The organism is Helicovermis profundi (assembly GCF_033097505.1).
In the GTDB taxonomy this organism is placed as follows: Bacteria; Bacillota; Clostridia; order Peptostreptococcales; family Acidaminobacteraceae; genus Helicovermis; species Helicovermis profundi.
Window position 1 is genome coordinate 545,950 of record NZ_AP028654.1, and the last position, 17,132, is coordinate 563,081.

General features: G+C 28.3%; 15 protein-coding genes, 2 pseudogenes and 1 riboswitch. Of the genes and pseudogenes, 11 read left to right on the plus strand and 6 right to left on the minus strand.

Annotated elements, in window-relative coordinates; genetic code table 11:
* Nucleotides 1-2: 2 nt before the first annotated feature.
* The 9 genes and pseudogenes from AACH12_RS02360 to AACH12_RS02400 all read left to right on the plus strand — a co-directional run bounded on the left by AACH12_RS02360 (nucleotide 3) and on the right by AACH12_RS02400 (nucleotide 9,931).
* Entirely contained in the window at nucleotides 3-914 is a 912-nt protein-coding gene (locus AACH12_RS02360) for an ATP-binding cassette domain-containing protein (protein WP_338536476.1), read from the plus strand.
* Between the two features lie 50 nt (nucleotides 915-964).
* Complete coding sequence (locus AACH12_RS02365) at nucleotides 965-2,596, plus strand: ABC transporter substrate-binding protein (protein ID WP_338536477.1); 1,632 nt, start codon at nucleotides 965-967, stop codon at nucleotides 2,594-2,596.
* Between the two features lie 4 nt (nucleotides 2,597-2,600).
* Nucleotides 2,601-3,410: a DUF169 domain-containing protein gene (locus AACH12_RS02370; protein WP_338536478.1), complete on the plus strand. Its 810-nt coding sequence runs from the start codon at nucleotides 2,601-2,603 to the stop codon at nucleotides 3,408-3,410.
* Between the two features lie 152 nt (nucleotides 3,411-3,562).
* Nucleotides 3,563-3,679, plus strand: a pseudogene (locus tag AACH12_RS02375) (cysteine hydrolase family protein); the annotation flags it as partial.
* Between the two features lie 464 nt (nucleotides 3,680-4,143).
* Entirely contained in the window at nucleotides 4,144-4,611 is a 468-nt protein-coding gene (locus AACH12_RS02380) for a MarR family transcriptional regulator (RefSeq protein ID WP_338536479.1), read from the plus strand.
* Nucleotides 4,612-4,647: 36 nt separating this feature from the next.
* Nucleotides 4,648-5,265: an L-2-amino-thiazoline-4-carboxylic acid hydrolase gene (locus AACH12_RS02385; RefSeq protein ID WP_338536480.1), complete on the plus strand. Its 618-nt coding sequence runs from the start codon at nucleotides 4,648-4,650 to the stop codon at nucleotides 5,263-5,265.
* Between the two features lie 1,077 nt (nucleotides 5,266-6,342).
* A complete protein-coding gene (locus tag AACH12_RS02390; RefSeq protein WP_338536481.1) occupies nucleotides 6,343-7,821 on the plus strand; it encodes a Na+/H+ antiporter NhaC family protein in 1,479 nt (492 codons plus the stop codon).
* Nucleotides 7,822-7,880: 59 nt separating this feature from the next.
* Nucleotides 7,881-9,086, plus strand: coding sequence for an aminotransferase class V-fold PLP-dependent enzyme (locus tag AACH12_RS02395; protein ID WP_338536482.1), 1,206 nt, complete (start codon nucleotides 7,881-7,883; stop codon nucleotides 9,084-9,086).
* Between the two features lie 80 nt (nucleotides 9,087-9,166).
* Entirely contained in the window at nucleotides 9,167-9,931 is a 765-nt protein-coding gene (locus tag AACH12_RS02400; RefSeq protein WP_338536483.1) for a sulfite exporter TauE/SafE family protein, read from the plus strand.
* A gap of 90 nt (nucleotides 9,932-10,021) precedes the next feature.
* Here AACH12_RS02400 and AACH12_RS02405 read toward each other — a convergent pair whose 3' ends face one another.
* Together AACH12_RS02405 and AACH12_RS02410 are read right to left on the minus strand one after the other, a co-directional pair.
* On the minus strand, nucleotides 10,022-10,372 hold the full coding sequence (locus tag AACH12_RS02405) for an ArsR/SmtB family transcription factor (RefSeq protein ID WP_338536484.1): 351 nt from the start codon (nucleotides 10,370-10,372) through the stop codon (nucleotides 10,022-10,024).
* Nucleotides 10,373-10,870: 498 nt separating this feature from the next.
* Complete coding sequence (locus tag AACH12_RS02410) at nucleotides 10,871-11,332, minus strand: pyridoxamine 5'-phosphate oxidase family protein (protein ID WP_338536485.1); 462 nt, start codon at nucleotides 11,330-11,332, stop codon at nucleotides 10,871-10,873.
* Between the two features lie 385 nt (nucleotides 11,333-11,717).
* On the opposite strand from AACH12_RS02410, the gene AACH12_RS02415 reads away from it, so the two are divergent.
* Nucleotides 11,718-12,716, plus strand: coding sequence for a sensor domain-containing diguanylate cyclase (locus tag AACH12_RS02415; protein WP_338536486.1), 999 nt, complete (start codon nucleotides 11,718-11,720; stop codon nucleotides 12,714-12,716).
* Nucleotides 12,717-12,791: 75 nt separating this feature from the next.
* On the opposite strand, the gene AACH12_RS02420 is transcribed toward AACH12_RS02415, so the two are convergent.
* The 4 genes and pseudogenes from AACH12_RS02420 to AACH12_RS02435 form a co-directional block, all read right to left on the minus strand.
* Nucleotides 12,792-13,343 (minus strand): nucleotidyltransferase family protein, encoded by a 552-nt coding sequence (locus AACH12_RS02420; protein ID WP_338536487.1) that lies wholly within the window; start codon nucleotides 13,341-13,343, stop codon nucleotides 12,792-12,794.
* 72 nt (nucleotides 13,344-13,415) lie between these two features.
* Nucleotides 13,416-13,622, minus strand: a pseudogene (locus tag AACH12_RS02425) (Rdx family protein); the annotation flags it as partial.
* A 173-nt stretch (nucleotides 13,623-13,795) separates the two neighbouring features.
* Nucleotides 13,796-15,154: a PFL family protein gene (locus AACH12_RS02430; RefSeq protein ID WP_338536488.1), complete on the minus strand. Its 1,359-nt coding sequence runs from the start codon at nucleotides 15,152-15,154 to the stop codon at nucleotides 13,796-13,798.
* Between the two features lie 10 nt (nucleotides 15,155-15,164).
* Nucleotides 15,165-15,434: an ACT domain-containing protein gene (locus tag AACH12_RS02435; RefSeq protein WP_338536489.1), complete on the minus strand. Its 270-nt coding sequence runs from the start codon at nucleotides 15,432-15,434 to the stop codon at nucleotides 15,165-15,167.
* Between the two features lie 112 nt (nucleotides 15,435-15,546).
* Nucleotides 15,547-15,639, minus strand: a riboswitch (glycine riboswitch).
* Between the two features lie 275 nt (nucleotides 15,640-15,914).
* Between AACH12_RS02435 and AACH12_RS02440 the strand changes: the two genes are divergently transcribed.
* Entirely contained in the window at nucleotides 15,915-17,129 is a 1,215-nt protein-coding gene (locus AACH12_RS02440; protein WP_338536490.1) for an HD domain-containing phosphohydrolase, read from the plus strand.
* Nucleotides 17,130-17,132 lie beyond the last annotated feature (3 nt).

Genomic DNA, 17,132 nt, shown 5'->3' on the forward strand with positions numbered 1-17,132 from the left:
AGATGAAAGAACAGTATTTACTAAAAGTAAATAATCTAAATAAAACATTCAAATCAAAGGGGCATAAAATTCATGCTGTTAATAATGTAAGTTTTGCTTTGAAAAAAGGAGAAACATTAGCAATTGTAGGTGAGTCAGGTAGTGGTAAATCTACAACGGGTAGATTAATTCTAAGACTTTTAGAATCTGATAGCGGAGAAGTGTGGTTTAAAGATAGAAACATTATTGATTTGAATAAAAAAGAGATGAGAAAACTACGAAGACAAATGCAAATTGTTTTTCAGGATCCTTATGGATCTTTAAATCCTAGGATGACGGTAAAGCAATTACTTTCAGAAGCGATTAATAACAATGTTAAATATTGCAAAAGTGAATTAAATAGAAAATTGGAAGAACTTATTGAAGCTATAGGCTTAAACATAAATGATTTAAATAAGTTTCCTCATCAATTTTCAGGTGGACAACGCCAGAGAATTGGTTTAGGAAGAAGTATTGCATCAAATCCAGATTTAATTGTATGTGACGAACCTGTTTCAGCGCTGGATTTATTGATTCAAGCACAGATCTTAAATCTATTAAAGGATTTACAAGAGGACTATGGTTTCTCATATATTTTTATATCTCACGATTTATCAGTTGTGAGACATATGAGTGATCGTATTGCTATTATGTATCAAGGTAGAATTGTAGAAATAGGTACATGTAAAGAAATATTCGAGAATGCTCAGCATCCTTATACGCGGCTACTTTTAAACGCTGTACTTAAGATAGGCAAGCATGAGGAAAAGTCATTAACAAATGATTCAGTTAAACTTAAATCTGCCTCAAATGATGTCATGTCAAAGTACAGTAGTAATGATGGATATTATAAAATTAGTGAAACTCATTTTGTAGTTCGTGAACAGGTAAGCTAAAATATAAAGCATTAATTGGGAAGTAATTAATAAAATAATGGAGGGATACAATGAGAAAAATACCTAGAAAAGTAGGTGTAATTTTATTGATTTTGATTATGTCAATATCAATTTTACAGGGGTGTACTAAAAATTCAGAATCAACAACAGATCAATCAACTTTTCAAGCAGGAGATTCATCAACTGAACCAGTTGTAGGTGGAGAAATTACTGTAGCATTTCAAGAAGCACCAGAACATTATGATACAGATAATACATATGCATTTGTAACAACTGCAGTTACTAATCATGTGTATGAAGGTTTATTTGAATTTAATGCTAATAATGAAGCAGTTCCTCAATTAGCAAAATCATATAATGTTATTGATGAAGGAAAAACATATCAAATTTTTTTAAGAGAAGGTGTTAAATTTTCTGATGGTGAAGAAATGACTGCAGAAGATGTAAAAGCATCATTAGATAGGTGGTTTGAAGTGAACGCTGCAGGTGTTGCTATTGCAAAATCACTTGTTGAAGTTGAAATTGTAAATGATTATGAAATTTTAGTTAAGTTTGATAAAGTATATGCACCATTTTTAAATATATTAGCTTCTCCAGTTTCTTGTCAAAAAATGACTGTAAAGAAAAAAGAAATCATAGAAGAATTTGGTACTTCTATAATTACAAAACATATAGGAACTGGCCCATACTACTTCGATGAAATTGTATCGGGTCAAAAGGTAGTGCTTAAAAGAAATGATAATTATACACCACTAGAAAGTGATGCAACAGGTTTAGCTGGTAAAAGAGTAGCTTACTTAGATAAAATTACTATAGAATTTGTACCAGAAGAAAGTGTTAGAATTGCTGGATTACAAAGTGGAAAATATGATTTTATTGATGAAGTATCAACAGATCGTTATGCAGAATTAGAACAATATCCTGGGATCATGCCAGAAATAAGTGAGTTTGGCACGATCAGTGTACTTGCATTTAACTGCGGGGCATTACCTTTTGATAATGTTAACTTAAGAAAAGCAGTAGCTTATGCGATTAATCCTGCTGATATGGCAACAGCTCAAATTGGTGATAGTAAATTTTGGACTGCAGATGATGGTTCTTGGTTTAAAAAAGGTACAATTTGGTATGATGCAAATGCTGGTGAAGGTGTTTTCGATAGTCAAGATTTAGAAAAAGCTAAAGCACTTGTTGAAGCTTCAGATTACAATGGTGAAATTATCACAATCTTAGGTATGAAATCTAATCTTTGGTCAAGTAATGGTTCTTTAGCATTACAAAGTCAATTATCTAAAATTGGTTTAAATGTCGAAATTGATTTATATGACAGGTCAACATATTTTGATTATTTAAAGAGTGGAAAATGGAATATCATGCTATCTAGATGGAGTGATATGAGTCCAGATCCACAAGTATTTGAACCATGGACAGGTACTGATGGTTGGATTACAAGATGGCAAGGCAAAGATGCTGAAAGAATGGATGAAATATTTGATAGAATGGTTGTAGAATTAGACCAAGAAAAAAGATATGAAATTGTACAAGAATTCTATAATGAGTTCTGGTCAAGCTTACCATACATGAAATTATTTAATGATAGTAAAGTATATGGTATTCATGACAATGTAAAAGGTTATGCAGGATATGGTCAACCATTCTTCTGGAATGTATGGATTAGCGAGTAAGCATATGAAAGAAAATAACGTAAAAAAAGCGACCATCATTTTAAATTTAAAACATCATATTATAGGTGTGAAACTTGTAGATTTCAAAGAAGATTTTGATGTTTTAAAGATATCTAGAACAACAAAGAAAAATACAATATGTGGTCATAGTCGAAACGCTATGGATGGGATGTTATTTAAAGCAATTCGAGAAGATGTAGTTTGTGATTATGGTAGTTATGCTTTAGGTTTAGAAAAAGCTGATAAAACAATACTTGAAGGCCGCTCATTTCAATACTGTGGTCTAAGTGAAAACAATACAGTTGGTAAAGATATAGCACATAGTATGAAATATGTAGATATGGATGTATACGGGTTTGTTATGGGACCATTAGAATTAATGGATGATGCAGATGTTGTAATCATTGCTGATTATGCTGAAACGATTATGCGTGTTATGCAAGGATATGCATTTAAGTGTGGCAGTGCTAAGAACCTTAGTTTCTATGGTAATCAAGCCGTTTGTTCAGATCTTATTTCAAAGCCTTATAATAACAATGATATAAACATTTCATTGATGTGTAAAGGTGCAAGAGCCTATGGTCGTTTTGATAAAGGTGAACTGGGCATTTCTGTACCAATAGGTATGTTTGATGCACTAATTGATGGTCTTGTACAGACTATAACCCCGGTATCAAATGCAAAAGAGAAAAGACGTATTTTGGAAGCTTTAGATACTCCAGATGAGTTAGGTGTAAATATTGATATTACTTATACTTATGGAAAAGGTTTGATTGAGTATGATGAACACGTAAAAAATTTAAGAAATAAATAAGAAGCTTATTTACTTATTAAAACCCTTCAGTTCATGAACTGGAGGGTTTTTAAGTGTAAATAATACTCAAAAAAATATTTTATGAAGCCTTAAAATAATGTTGATTTTCTTCTTATTAAATAAAATTCAACAGCACCAAATCTTCATATGAATCAGATTGCATTACCAGTTATGATAAAAGGAAAATTGACGAAATGCTACGTTATTATGAAATTAAAGGTAGTAAAATCATTAGTTTAAATGACTTGTTACCTAATCACATCTTATAAACACAAAATTATCTTTAAAAAATATAAAATATACTTGGAGAGATAGAGTAAAGCGGTATAAAGCACTATCTTCAAAGATATCTTCATCATAAAGAACTTAAAAAGAGAGGACTTTAAAATTTTGATAGCCGAATAGTACGATTTTGTCAAATGATATTGAGTTTAGAACTTACTTCAGAAGGAACAGGATATAGAATAAAAAATAGATTTACTAAATTTGTGAATTTGCTGAAAGTGTTGAAAAATTGGAGGTGGAGAAAATCCTAGAATTAATAATATGCTTTAAATTATGAATAAAGCGAGATTAATAGGACTAGACTCAAGAATATTAGACCCAGTTGCACCTAATGATGAAAACTAAAAAGTTAATAGATGTAGTATATATTGACAATATAGTATACCTGTATTACTATATTAAGTATACCAGTATCACAAAAACGGAAAAATACAAAGGAGAACTAGTGATGAAAATAGTGATTAACGAATTCGTGGAAGTTTCAAAACTATATATTGAACTTATGAATAAAACTGAAAAAGTAAAACGAAATTTTAATGGGATTGACTTATATCCCTCTGAAATTCATACTTTAGTTTTTATTCAAGATAATAAGGAATTCAATATGACAACAATCGCTCAAAAGCTAGGTGTGACAAAAGGTGCTATTTTTAAGATTATCCTAAAATTAGAAGAGAAAGAATTGCTAAAACGGTATAAGAAAATTGAAAATAATAAAAATACATATTTTAACTTAACTGAAAAAGGTATATTAGCATATGAAGGACATAATGATTTTCACAAGTATTTTTTTGAGAATCCCTCAGAACCATTAAAAGATTTTGTGTCAGAACATGAGGAATTGATATTGGATATGTTTAAATTGGCAAAAGAATATTTGCAGAAACATATAGAAAAAATAGAAATAGAAAAATAAATTAATAGGAAAAAATAAATAGAAAGGATGAGTATTGTGTTAAAGAACAGTAATGAAAATATTGCAAAACCATCTAATATGTTAATTATAATAGGTGTTCTAAAAGGATACATTAGAAGACCAACCATATTTTTTTTAAGAACGATTTTTACATTTAACAAATTTAAAAGAACTATAGTATTAGATCTACCAAAAGATTTCATTAATTCAAGTGGTTTAATCGCATGGATGTACATAAGGTTAACACATAAAGTTGGACGAAACAAAGCTTATGAAATAATAAGAGCTGCAATATTGTGCTCCGGATTGGCGGTTCAGCAGGCAAATTTTAGGAATGTAGAGGATGAAAGAACTTTCAAAAACTTAATAAAATATCAAAAGAAAGCTAAGGAGAGTGGGTCAACAAAACTAAATGAAATGGAAATTATTGAAGAATCAGACAGAAGGTATATTTTCAAAGTTACAAAGTGTATGTTTTATGAATTATTTAAATCGCTGGATGTACCTGAATTAACAAGATTGATGTGTAGTATTGATAATGTCATATTCAACTCATACTTACCAGAAGAAATTATTTTTCATCGGAATGGTGTAAACAATCGGATAGTTGATGGATCTCCAGAATGTATGTTTGTAATAGAAAAGAAAGATTAATAAAGTAAGATAAATATTTATCCTATTACAAGTATTAGTAAAAACCAGCTAGTAATAATCAAGCAGGTAACTTCAAACTGGTGTTAGATGTAATTAATTATTGGATTAATGAAAGAGTATCCAATAGTAAAAATTAATTATTTTATACAAACTTTATTATAGTAATTGAGAAATAAAAAAAAGCTTAAAAGAAAATAGAATCAAGTGTTAAGGAGAAGAGGCTAACTGACTATTGAAAATAGGTGGTTGGTCTTTTTTAAATTTATAATGTCTATTAATAAAAAACAGAAAAAATAGATATTAAATTGATAATAAAATTACATATGCTAGATGATTATAAATAAGGTAAAAATAGCGAATGTTACAAATTTGTCTTTGACAGTTGTAAGGTAGAAAAAGCGTTGTAACTATTGCAAACAACGGCTTATATTAAATTTCTAATTTAGTAAAAAGTGCGTACCTTTTTACTTTTTTCTTTGAGTTATCTTTATATATTTTATCGTAATTATAAACAGTTTGACAATTTTCATCAAAATTTTTTTAATTCTTTAGCTACATAATATTTCATATAATATTTTCTTGTTTTTTACGAGACTAGTATAAAAGATTTATGCATATATCGGTGCACTTTGAAATTTTAATTTTTGATCATTTTCATTATATAATTTACACTGGGCAATTGTTGATAGCCAAATTCTAAACTGTTTAATTATAGATGAGCACTAAGAAAGTCAGATTACATATTCTTTTCTGATTATTACAAATCAGTTCATATGTAAACTTAAGAAACGCCTTATACGATAACCGTACCTACGGCTATGTGGAAGGTTAGAGAGATTATTCAATCTTTAATTCTATCTTATTTTTTCTCATTTTCTAGATGAACTATTTAGATAATATGATTATATTTTCTAGAAAATTAATAAGTGTACATCAGAAAAAATAATAAATAGTTTTAGCTATTGACAAAGAAGAATTGAAATAATATAATTTGCATATGAACTAATCCGGAAATGCGCATAAGGTAAAAGTTCGATTTTTTAATGGATTCATATTTTAAGTATTGGGGGAATTAAAATGAAAAAAGATCAATTTAGTTTGAAATTTTATGGTTCGAGATGGATTGCAATAATTCCGTTTTTAGTTTTTATTGGTTCACTGCTCTATATGGCTACTATGAGGAGGTCATCACAAGATGCTTTGCTTGGACTTACTTTAATGTCTGTTGGCGCAGTATCATTTTTGGCAAAAGATAAACCTGTTTTTTGGAATACTCTAGTTGAAGGAATGACAAAGCGATCAGTAGGAATGTTTACACTAATATTTACATTGGTAGGCATATTTGCTACATTACTTAGTTCTGGTCATATTGCTGGAGGAATTATTTGGCTGGCTTCAATAGCTCATCTTAAAGGGGTTTATTTTATTGGTTTTACATTTATAGCATGTGCAATTTTATCTACAGGTTCTGGTAGTTCTATGGCAACGGTTCTTACATTAGGTCCAGCACTTTATCCAGCAGGTATTATTTTAGGTGCAAATCCATTTGTTCTTGCTGGTGCATTAATTAGTGGTGCTAATTTTGGAGATACGCTTGCTCCAGTATCAGATGTCACTATTGCAGCAACTTCAAATCAATTTTTTAGAAAAAATGAGAAATCAGCAGATATTGGTGGAACGGTAAGAAGTAGATTTAAATATTCAATTGTAGCTGGAGGGATATCTTTAGTAATATTAATGTTACTTGGTGGCGGAGGAAGTTATTTAAGCCCTGAGCAAGCAACTAACCTGATAAATACTTATTCAAATGCAAAAGGGTTACTAATGTTAATACCTGTTGCAGTAATAATCTATTTATCAGTAACTGGAAGGCACATAGGTACTTGTCTTTCTGCAGGTATATTTACAGGAATGATCGTTGCAGTTGGAGCTGGATTAATTGAACCTAATGCAATTATTGGAGTTAAAATGGTAGGTTCAAGTATGAAAATCACAGGCATTATATCTACGGGTGTTGTTAAGATGATAAAATTAATAATAATTTTGAATGTTTTAATGGGAGCTGGTCATTTATTATTAAAAGCTGGAGTAATGCATTCAATTGTTGAGAAATTAGGGAAAATAGCTAAAACACCTAGAAGTTCTGAAGTATTAATGGTTTTATTATCATCTTTTATGGGATTTTTAGGCGGATTCGCTGTAATGGGTATAGCAGTTGCAGGACCTTTTGTTGATGTTTTAGGTAAAGATAAAAAAATACATCCATATAGAAGGGCAAATTTTTTAAGTACATGTACGACTTCAATGTGTCATGTTGTTCCTTGGAGTAGTCAATTATTTGTGCTTGCAGGATTTTTAATGTCAATGAAAAGTACATTTGATTTTATCCCTGATATATCTACCACTGACTTTTTCCTTTATTGTGTACAACCATGGGTATTGATTTTAGTGATGTTTGTTGCAGCAGTAACTGGATGGGGAAGAATATTTGAAGGTAATGAAGGTAATATTATTAAAGGAAACCGTATTAATGAGATACCGAAGGAGATTGCATAGAATATTATCTTGAATTTTATATAAAAACATAATGACATAAATTGAGAAGGAGTTTTAGAATGAAATATATTGATGATGACGAAAAACTTAGATTAATACGAGATCAAATGCCTGCTACGAAAAAAGTCTACTATTTAAATAATGGAACAAATGGTCCGCTTCCTAAAATTACTGCTGAGATAATTCAAGAAGAAGCAAGGAAAGAATATGAAGAGGGTAGATATCTTCCATTTCTTAATGAATTATACGAAAATATCGATATAACGAGAAAACTTCTTTCAAAGATTATGGGAGCTTCATATGAAGAAATTGCATTAACTCAAAGTACAACAGAAGCTATTAATATTGTACTTTGGGGATTGAACTGGCTCAAAGGAGATGAAGTTATTACAACTAATATTGAACATACATCAGTATTAGCTCCTCTTGCGCAAATTAAAAATAGAAAAGGTATAACAGTTAAATATATTTCAGTAAATTATGCAGATGAATATAATGAGAAAGAATTTCTAAAAAATTTAGAAAACATGATTACGCCACGCACTAAATTATTTGCTGTATCACATGTGTCTTTTGCTACAGGTATGAAATTTCCAATAAAAAAAATTGTTGAAACCTGTCATAAATATAATGTGCAAGTTTTAGTAGACGGTGCGCAAGGAGCGGGAGCGGCTTTAATTAATTTACATGATGTTGGTGTTGATTATTATGCTATTGCAGGTCGAAAATGGTTATTAGGTCCTGAAGGTATTGGAGCATTATATATTGCTAAAAATAGAATATCTGAAGTAGATCCAACTTTTATTAGCCCTTCATCGATAAAAAATCGCCATGATATTGATATCAATTCACCATATATTATACCAGCTCCATTTGCAGCAAGATATCAAATTGCTACTGCAATGTATACACCAACGTTACTTGGATTTCAAAAATCTCTTGAATATTTTATAAATGAAATTGGTGTAAAATGGGCAATTAATAGAATAGAAATGCTAGCAAAATATGTTAGAAATTTGATCGTAGATATACCAGGAGTTAAAATAATTACACCTGCTGGAACAGAGGCAGGGTTTATACATTTTAAAGTTGATGGATGGAAACCGGAAGATATTTGTAAAGTAATGAATGAAAAGAAATTTATGATAAGACCAGTTCCAAAAAATCATTTACCAGCTCCAATTAGAATATCAACAGGATTTTATGTAACTGAAGAAGAACTTAAACTGTTTGCAGATGAATTAAGAAAAGTTATTGTAGGTTAGAGTATTAAGGATCTTACGAGATAATTTTGTAAGATCCTTTTTAAATTTAAAAAAGATATATTGGATTTGGAGGAATATTCATGTTACTTATAGTTATTGGTATTATTACATTCGTATTTACAATTTTACTTACTATAGCCGGGGAAGGATCAGCGATAATACTGATACCAGTATATACTGCACTTGGATTTGATATAAGGGTTGCTATGTCTACTGCACTCATGTTAAATGCCATAGCTATGATATTTGCATCTATTCGTTATTATAAACATAAATTGATAATGTATAGACTAGCACTGCCTATAATAATTGTAGCGTCACTATTTTCTCAATTGGGCTCTAAAGTAAGTAATTCAATATCGAGTACGATGTTAAATGTGTTTTTTGCCATGTTTTTAATAGTTGCGGCATCGATGATGATTTTTTATAAACCAAAGGAAAAAGAAACTCATACAAATAATCAAAATGGGAAAAAGGAAACGTTTCTTGGTATGGCTATTGGAACAATTGCTGGTTTTTTAGCTGGACTTTTGGGAATTGGAGGAGGTAATTTAATATTACCGGTATTAGTTGGCCTTGGATTTGATTCAAAAAAAGCATCAGCAACTACTGCATTTATTGTTATTTTTTCCTCATTATCAGGTTTTTTCGGCCATTTGGAAAATGGAGGAGTGGATACAAATTTAGTTATTGTAACAGTTATAGCAACTATTTTAGCTGCTCTAGTAGGTTCTTGGTTAATGACCGCAAAATTAAAATCCAAACATGTTAAAAAAATTATTGCTGGAGTATTGTTATTAGTGGCATTTAAAAAAATATTTAATATTATAAAAGTGTTTTTTTAAAAAGTACAATCTATAATAAATGAAAAGACATTATTTGAAAATATTTATTTTCAAATAATGTCTTTTTATTTATTAGGGTTTACTTATTGATCATTTTGTATCTAAATTAACAATATCAGAGTTATTTACTCGATTAAGTAGATTATCTTTATCTTTTTTTATTTGAGGATATTTTGTAATATTTAAAATTATATCATCAATTAAATCGCATAAAATAGGATCAATCAACTTGAGAGAATAATACATATATTGTTCTTTTCTTTCAGAAGAAACAAAATCTAGATCTTTTAACTTTGATAAATGCTTTGATACTTTAGATTGAGGTAAATCAAGTATTTCACAAATTTCATAAACACACAATTTTTTTTGTTTTAGTAATATCATAACTCTAAGTCTTGTTTCATCTGATAAAGCTTTAAATACTCTTAGTAAATGGTTCATTTAATTTTCTCCTTATTTATACAATAATTTATTAATTAACATACAGTTGTCATATCAAATAAATTTGTTTATAAATTGTTAATTTTAAATATAAAGTTCTTATATATTATATTATATCGCAATATGCGGATAAATGTATATGTTTTTAAAAGTTTTTTAATTTTATTTATATAATCATTGGTATTAGAAGGATAGAATATATATTACAATTAATCTCCTCAAATTCTCTTGGTTTTCTTGCAAATGTATTTTAAGTGAAGATAAACTTTATGTTAGAAAATTAAATTAATACAAATCGTAATTATATATTTACACTTGAAAAATTGTGATGATTTTGGAAATGAAATTGAGAATGTAATATTATTTGATATCAATTTTTCTACCTTGAAGTCCATTTTTGTTGAATTTTGTGTAGTTAAACATAATGTCTTCATTATTTTGTTTGTTCTGCAATTTTACTTTTCTTTGTTAGAGTCTCAAAAAAAATTCAATTTAATATCACTGTCTTTTACCAGTTAAATGTTCAATATCAATTTTTATTACCTTTGTAGCATTGCTCGATTTCTTAATATATTCTTTTCCCTTTTCAATGAAATTTTTAGAATACTTTTGAATAAGTAGTAATAGAGCTTCATCTCTCTCTTTATCTTCAACAAGATGGGCTTTTCCAAATAGAATTACACTTTCATAACTTGTGTCAAATTTTTCAGATAGTAGTTTCACATTGCATGTTACACAAAAAGAAACTTTATTATTTAATTGAATATTGTCAAGTTTATGTCCGTTTAAAGCACTATGGAAATATATACATTTGTTAAGATAAACAAAATTTAAAGGAGTTAAGTAAGGGTAACCATCCTCACTTATTGTTGCTAGCATACCATATTCTGCGTTTTGAAGTATTTGAAAACTTAAATTAGTTGATAATTGTTTTTTTTCTCTTCTCATTTTACGAAACATTTAATTTCTCCTTAGTATTGATAATATTATCCTTTTAAATTTTCTATTATATTTGTAGTATACATTATTTTTCTTTTAATTTTCTATTATTACTATTTTTAGCATCTATTATTCCTTGACAAAATTCTATATCTGCAAAAAAATATCTCTTCGAATTAATAGATTGAAAGTATATTATACGATTTTTATATAAAGCACTTGAAAAATTAAAGAAAAAAATTAATGAATTTCAAAACTAGATTAATGAAGTACAAAATTGAAAATAAAAGGAATAAATAGATTCATACTATAGATAAATGATTTTTTCATTAAGTATTTACATTAAAAACGTGCTATAATTATTTATGGTTGTATACTGATGTCGCAAATATATATGAGGTAAAATATGAGTAATCAAAATGAGATTTTATTATTAGAACAAAATAAAAAAATTATTGATTTAAAAAATGAAGTTGCTGAAAAAAGTAATTTTATTTGGATAATAGGTGAAGTAGTCAAACATTCAAGTAAACTTAAAACAGAAAGTGAGTTAGCTTATTTAATTGTTGATATGCTAATAGGTATATTTGGATTAACAGAAGCGAAATTCTATATAAAACAAGATGATGATACATATACACTTTATAAAATTGATAATTCATGTGACAATAAATTTGTAGAATACAAAAATGCAAAGCTTGATATTGAAACAAAAAATACTTCTAAAACTAAATTAATAGTTAATAATTTTTCTCATTTAAGAGTTCCTATAATCGATTTTTTATCAACTGGAGTAATGGGAATTTTGATGGTAACTCATAGGCAAAAAGATTTTTTTAATAAAACAAAGTTAGATTTTTTTGATACATTATCAATTCAAATTTCTAGTGCACTTATAAATGCAAGGCTATACTTAAAGGTATCAGAACTTTCTAGTAAGGATATTTTAACAAATTGTTTAAATAGAAGATATTTAGATGATTTAATAGATTATAATGGGTCAAATGATATTACTTATGTAATATTTGATTTAGATAACTTTAAATTAGTAAATGATACATTTGGACATGGAAAAGGTGATCAATTATTAGTTGAAATATCAGATTTAGCTATTAATTTTTTTAAGGAATATAAAGGTAGAGTTATAAGATATGGTGGAGATGAATTTATAGTTATTTTAGAGAAAAATTTTGAAGATAGTATTAAAATTATTAATTTATTTAGAGAAAAGTTATTATCAAATGAATTTGTAAATTCTTTTCCGTTTAAGATATCTGCGAGTTTTGGAGTTGCGAATTATCCTATGCATTCCGATTCTTTGAGAGAATTACAGATAATGGCTGATCAGGCCTTATATAAAGCTAAGGAAAATGGAAAGGATCAAATAGTAAGTTATGAGTTATAAATAAATTATTTAAAGCCTCAATATTTTATTCAAATATTAAGGCTTTTTTTAAAATCAAGTAAAGTTACCTAAAGACTAATAACTATCAATAAGTTTTAGAACTCTTTTTTTTATGTTTTCAGGTATATTTTGTTCGAGCATTTTTTTTAAAATGCTAATATGTTGAGATTTATTTATTGATAAGTACTTTTCAATCATAGCGACTTTTGCTTCTCTATTTTTCATAAGTTGATATAAAAGATACCATTCTTCTAGAGATGTCATAGGAATACTAATACCATTTATAATATGAGATTTTGTAATCGATGATTTATCAAAATTATATTCGAATACTTCTTTTTCTAAATTAATACGAAGCCCTGAAATCACATCAATATCAATGCCATTAATAACATACTCGTAAAAATACCTTGATGAATATGAAGCAGACTTTTCCCATTTGGATTTTGTACCAAGTGATTTTAGTATTATATCAGCTTTTTCTATATCATCTAAAGAAATAATAATATCGATGTCATTTGGTTTATCGACTAGTCCATGGATACACAAAACCATTGAAGAACCAATAGCCCATGTAATATTAGCTTCGTTTAGTTTATCTGCTATTATTGATAATGTAGTAAACATTTTAATCACTCCCAAAAGTTTATAGAAAAATTAAATGATAAGAGAATTAATCTTTTTTAAAAAAGTAGTCTGTTAAAAAAGATTTTCGTGATTTAATTTATTTCTAACCATAGACTCAACTTCCGAAAGTCCAGGATAATCACCTTTTTCAAACTTAGAAAAAATTTTTTCGCTGTTAAAATAAACATCATAAATGCCACCTTCAGATGGAACTAATTTAACAGAAGTTATGTGTTTTTTATGTTCATTAAGAAGTCTTTCAGCTAGGCTCACGGCCCTCCCTAAATAACCTCATGATGTGCAGTATTCAATGGTAATAGTGTTATTCATAGAAACTCCTTTGTATAATAATTGTAAACTTAAAAATAATACTCTTTTATTAAAATTATATCATAATGATATAGCTTTTTTGTTTTGAGTTAAAGATAATTTTAAATTTTAATTGAAAATTATCAATTTTTAAAGCTATGAATAGGTGCAGGGATTCTACCACCTCTATTAACGAAATCTTCACTGGAAAATGTATTTACTTTCATGATAGGAGCCGTTCCAAGTAGCCCACCAAATACAGCTTCATCTCCCAGTGATTTTCCGTAAACAGGAATTATTCTTACTCCAGTTGTTTTATTATTAATCATGCCTATAGCAGCTTCATCTGCAATAATTGCAGAAATTGTACTTGACGGTGTATCTCCAGGTATTGCAATCATATCAAGACCAACAGAGCAAACACAAGTCATGGCTTCAAGTTTTTCTATAGTAAGTGATCCTTTTTTTACAGCTGCAATCATACCCTCATCCTCACTCACTGGTATAAATGCTCCACTAAGTCCTCCAACATGCTTTGCTGCCATAACTCCACCTTTTTTTACCGCGTCGTTTAAGAGTGCAAGAGCTGCTGTTGTTCCGTGTGCACCAACAACTTCAAGTCCAAATTCTTCAAGTATTCTTGCAATACTATCATTTACTGCAGGAGTAGGAGCAAGTGATAAATCGATTATTCCAAAAGGTACATTTAATTTTTCTGAGGCTTCATTTGCTACAAGTTGTCCAATTCGGGTTATTTTAAAGGCAATTTTTTTAATTGTTTCAGATACTATATCAAAAGAATCTCCTTTAACTTTTTCAAGTGCTGTTTTAACTACTCCAGGTCCACTAATGCCAACATGTATAACACAATCAGGTTCAGATACTCCGTGAAATGCCCCTGCCATAAATGGATTGTTTTCAGCAGCATTTGCAAATACAACTAATTTTGCACATCCAATGCTATTAGTGTCTTTAGTTAGATAAGCGGTTTCTTTTATAACTTTACCCAAATCTTTTACTGCATTCATATTAATTCCAGCTTTCGTTGTTCCTACGTTTACAGATGAACATACAATATCAGTAGATGATAAAGCCATTGGGAGTGATTTGATAAGAATTTTATCACCTTTCGTATATCCATTTTGAACAAGTGCCGAAAATCCTCCAATAAAATCTACTCCAACTTTTTTTGCAGCTTTGTCTAATGTTTTAGCATATTCAATATAATCTAGATCGTTGCTTGATTGCGCTATTAGAGAAATTGGTGTAACAGAAATCCTTTTATTAATTATTGGGATTCCATATTTTTCTTCAATTTCCTCGCCAACTTTAACTAAATTTTTTGCATATGTCGTAATTTTATTATATATTTTTTCTCTTGATTTTTTACCATCACTATCACAGCAATCCAAAAGTGAAATTCCCATTGTTATTGTTCTTATATCAAGTTTTTCTTTTTCTATCATACTTATAGTTTCAAGAATATTATTAAAATTATTCATATAGCCTCCTTTATATTTTATGCATTGCAGAAAAAATTTCTTCGTGTTGCACCTTTATGCTTAGTTCAAGTTTTTTTGCTGAAATAGATAAATCATTTTTAAGTTTTTTAAACTCAATTACCATATCTTTAAGATCCACTAGCATAACCATTGTAAAATATCCATTAACAATTGTTTGGTTTATATCTAAAATATTGATAGAGTGATCAGTTAAAATTGCTGAAATTTCTTTGATAATTCCTTTTTTATCCATTCCTAGTACTGAAATAAATGCATTCATAAAAATCTCCTTTTTGTGTTAGAAAACAGAAGAAGGTACAAAAAACAAAATGAGACTAAAACTTAGTCTCATAGAAAGCGTTATACGTATAAAAAGAATTATCTTTTTATAAAATGTTTCCTCTGTCCCTTGTACCTGAGAGTTTCACTGTAAAAACAGCTTTCCCCTTCGGTGCTCATAAATGAGTCTCTCCAGAGGTTCGTCTAATAACGGTCTTACTAATTCGTAATTCCACTACCTTCATCCGAGCCATATTAATTTAATAATGATGTTATCATAGAAAATTGATAATTGTCAAGTATAATTAAAGAAAAATAAAATTATTACAAATAGTAATAATTTTATTTAAGAAATCAAGCAAAAAAATGTATAAATAATTATTGTAAAGGTTAATTTTTAAAGGTATAATTAATCGATTTGAAACAAGAAAATTTACATGTTTATTCTATTGAAAAGTGTATAAAGGGTGTGGAGATAAAGATGAAATTAAAAAGTAAATTGATTGTAATAGCTATTGTAATTTTATTTATTTTAACAGCTGTAGCATATAAGGGCATTAGCTCAATTAATAAAGCAAATAATAATTTAAATACGTTTTACGAAGATAGATATATTCCAAATCAAATTTTAACTGATATTCAAAAACAAGTATTTTATATGGAATTGAATTTACAAAAAATGGTGTATGAAAAAAAATCTTCTTTAACGGTTGATGATTCTAATGCTGAATGGAAAGCTATTGCTGAAAGTATTCAACTAATTAATAGATTAATTAAAGAATATAAGAACAAATATTTAGTATCAGATGAAGTCCAAGTACTTAAAAAAGTTGAAATTTTAAGCACCGAGTATGAAAACATATTAAATGAAATTTTTTACTATAGGGAGTATAAAGGTGCAGATATATTAATATCTAAAATTGAGTGGTTAACAAAACTTAGTGAAAATTATATAAATGAATTAGAAACTATAAACATTGATATTGCAAAAAAACTTAAAAATGATAGTAATGCTAGTGCAGTAAAATCAAGAAATGTTTTACTTTTTTTATTATTTATTGTTAGCATTATTTTATTAATTCTTTTTATTTTGATTGATAAATTTACAAAGAGAAGAATAAGTTTGGAAAAGAAAATCTCAGAGGAATCAATTTCTATTGTTTCGAATATTCTAGAAATGCATGATGAATACACTGAAGGACATTCTAAAAGTGTAGCCAATATTAGCAGGTTAATTGCTGAAAAGTTGGATTGTAAAGATTGTGAAAACGATTATATTTATATAGCAGGGCTTCTTCATGATATTGGAAAAACATTTATTGGTGTCGATATATTAAATAAAAAAGGAAAATTAAATGATGAAGAATATGACGAAGTAAAAATGCATACTATTAAAGGTCATGATATATTAATTAGGACAAGTGAATTAAAAGTAATTTCAAAATACGTACTTCACCACCATGAAAGGTGGGATGGAAAAGGGTATCCAAGTGGACTTAAAAAAAGTGAAATTCCTTATGTATCAAGAATTTTGGCAGTTGCTGATACTTATGACGCAATGACAAGCAATAGGTCATATAGACAAAAACTTAGTAAAAAAGAAGCGCTTGATGAAATAGTTAAAAACGCTTGGACGCAGTTTGATCCCAATGTTGTAAATGCCTTTATAAAAGTCTGCGCGGATCAGATGATTTAGTTG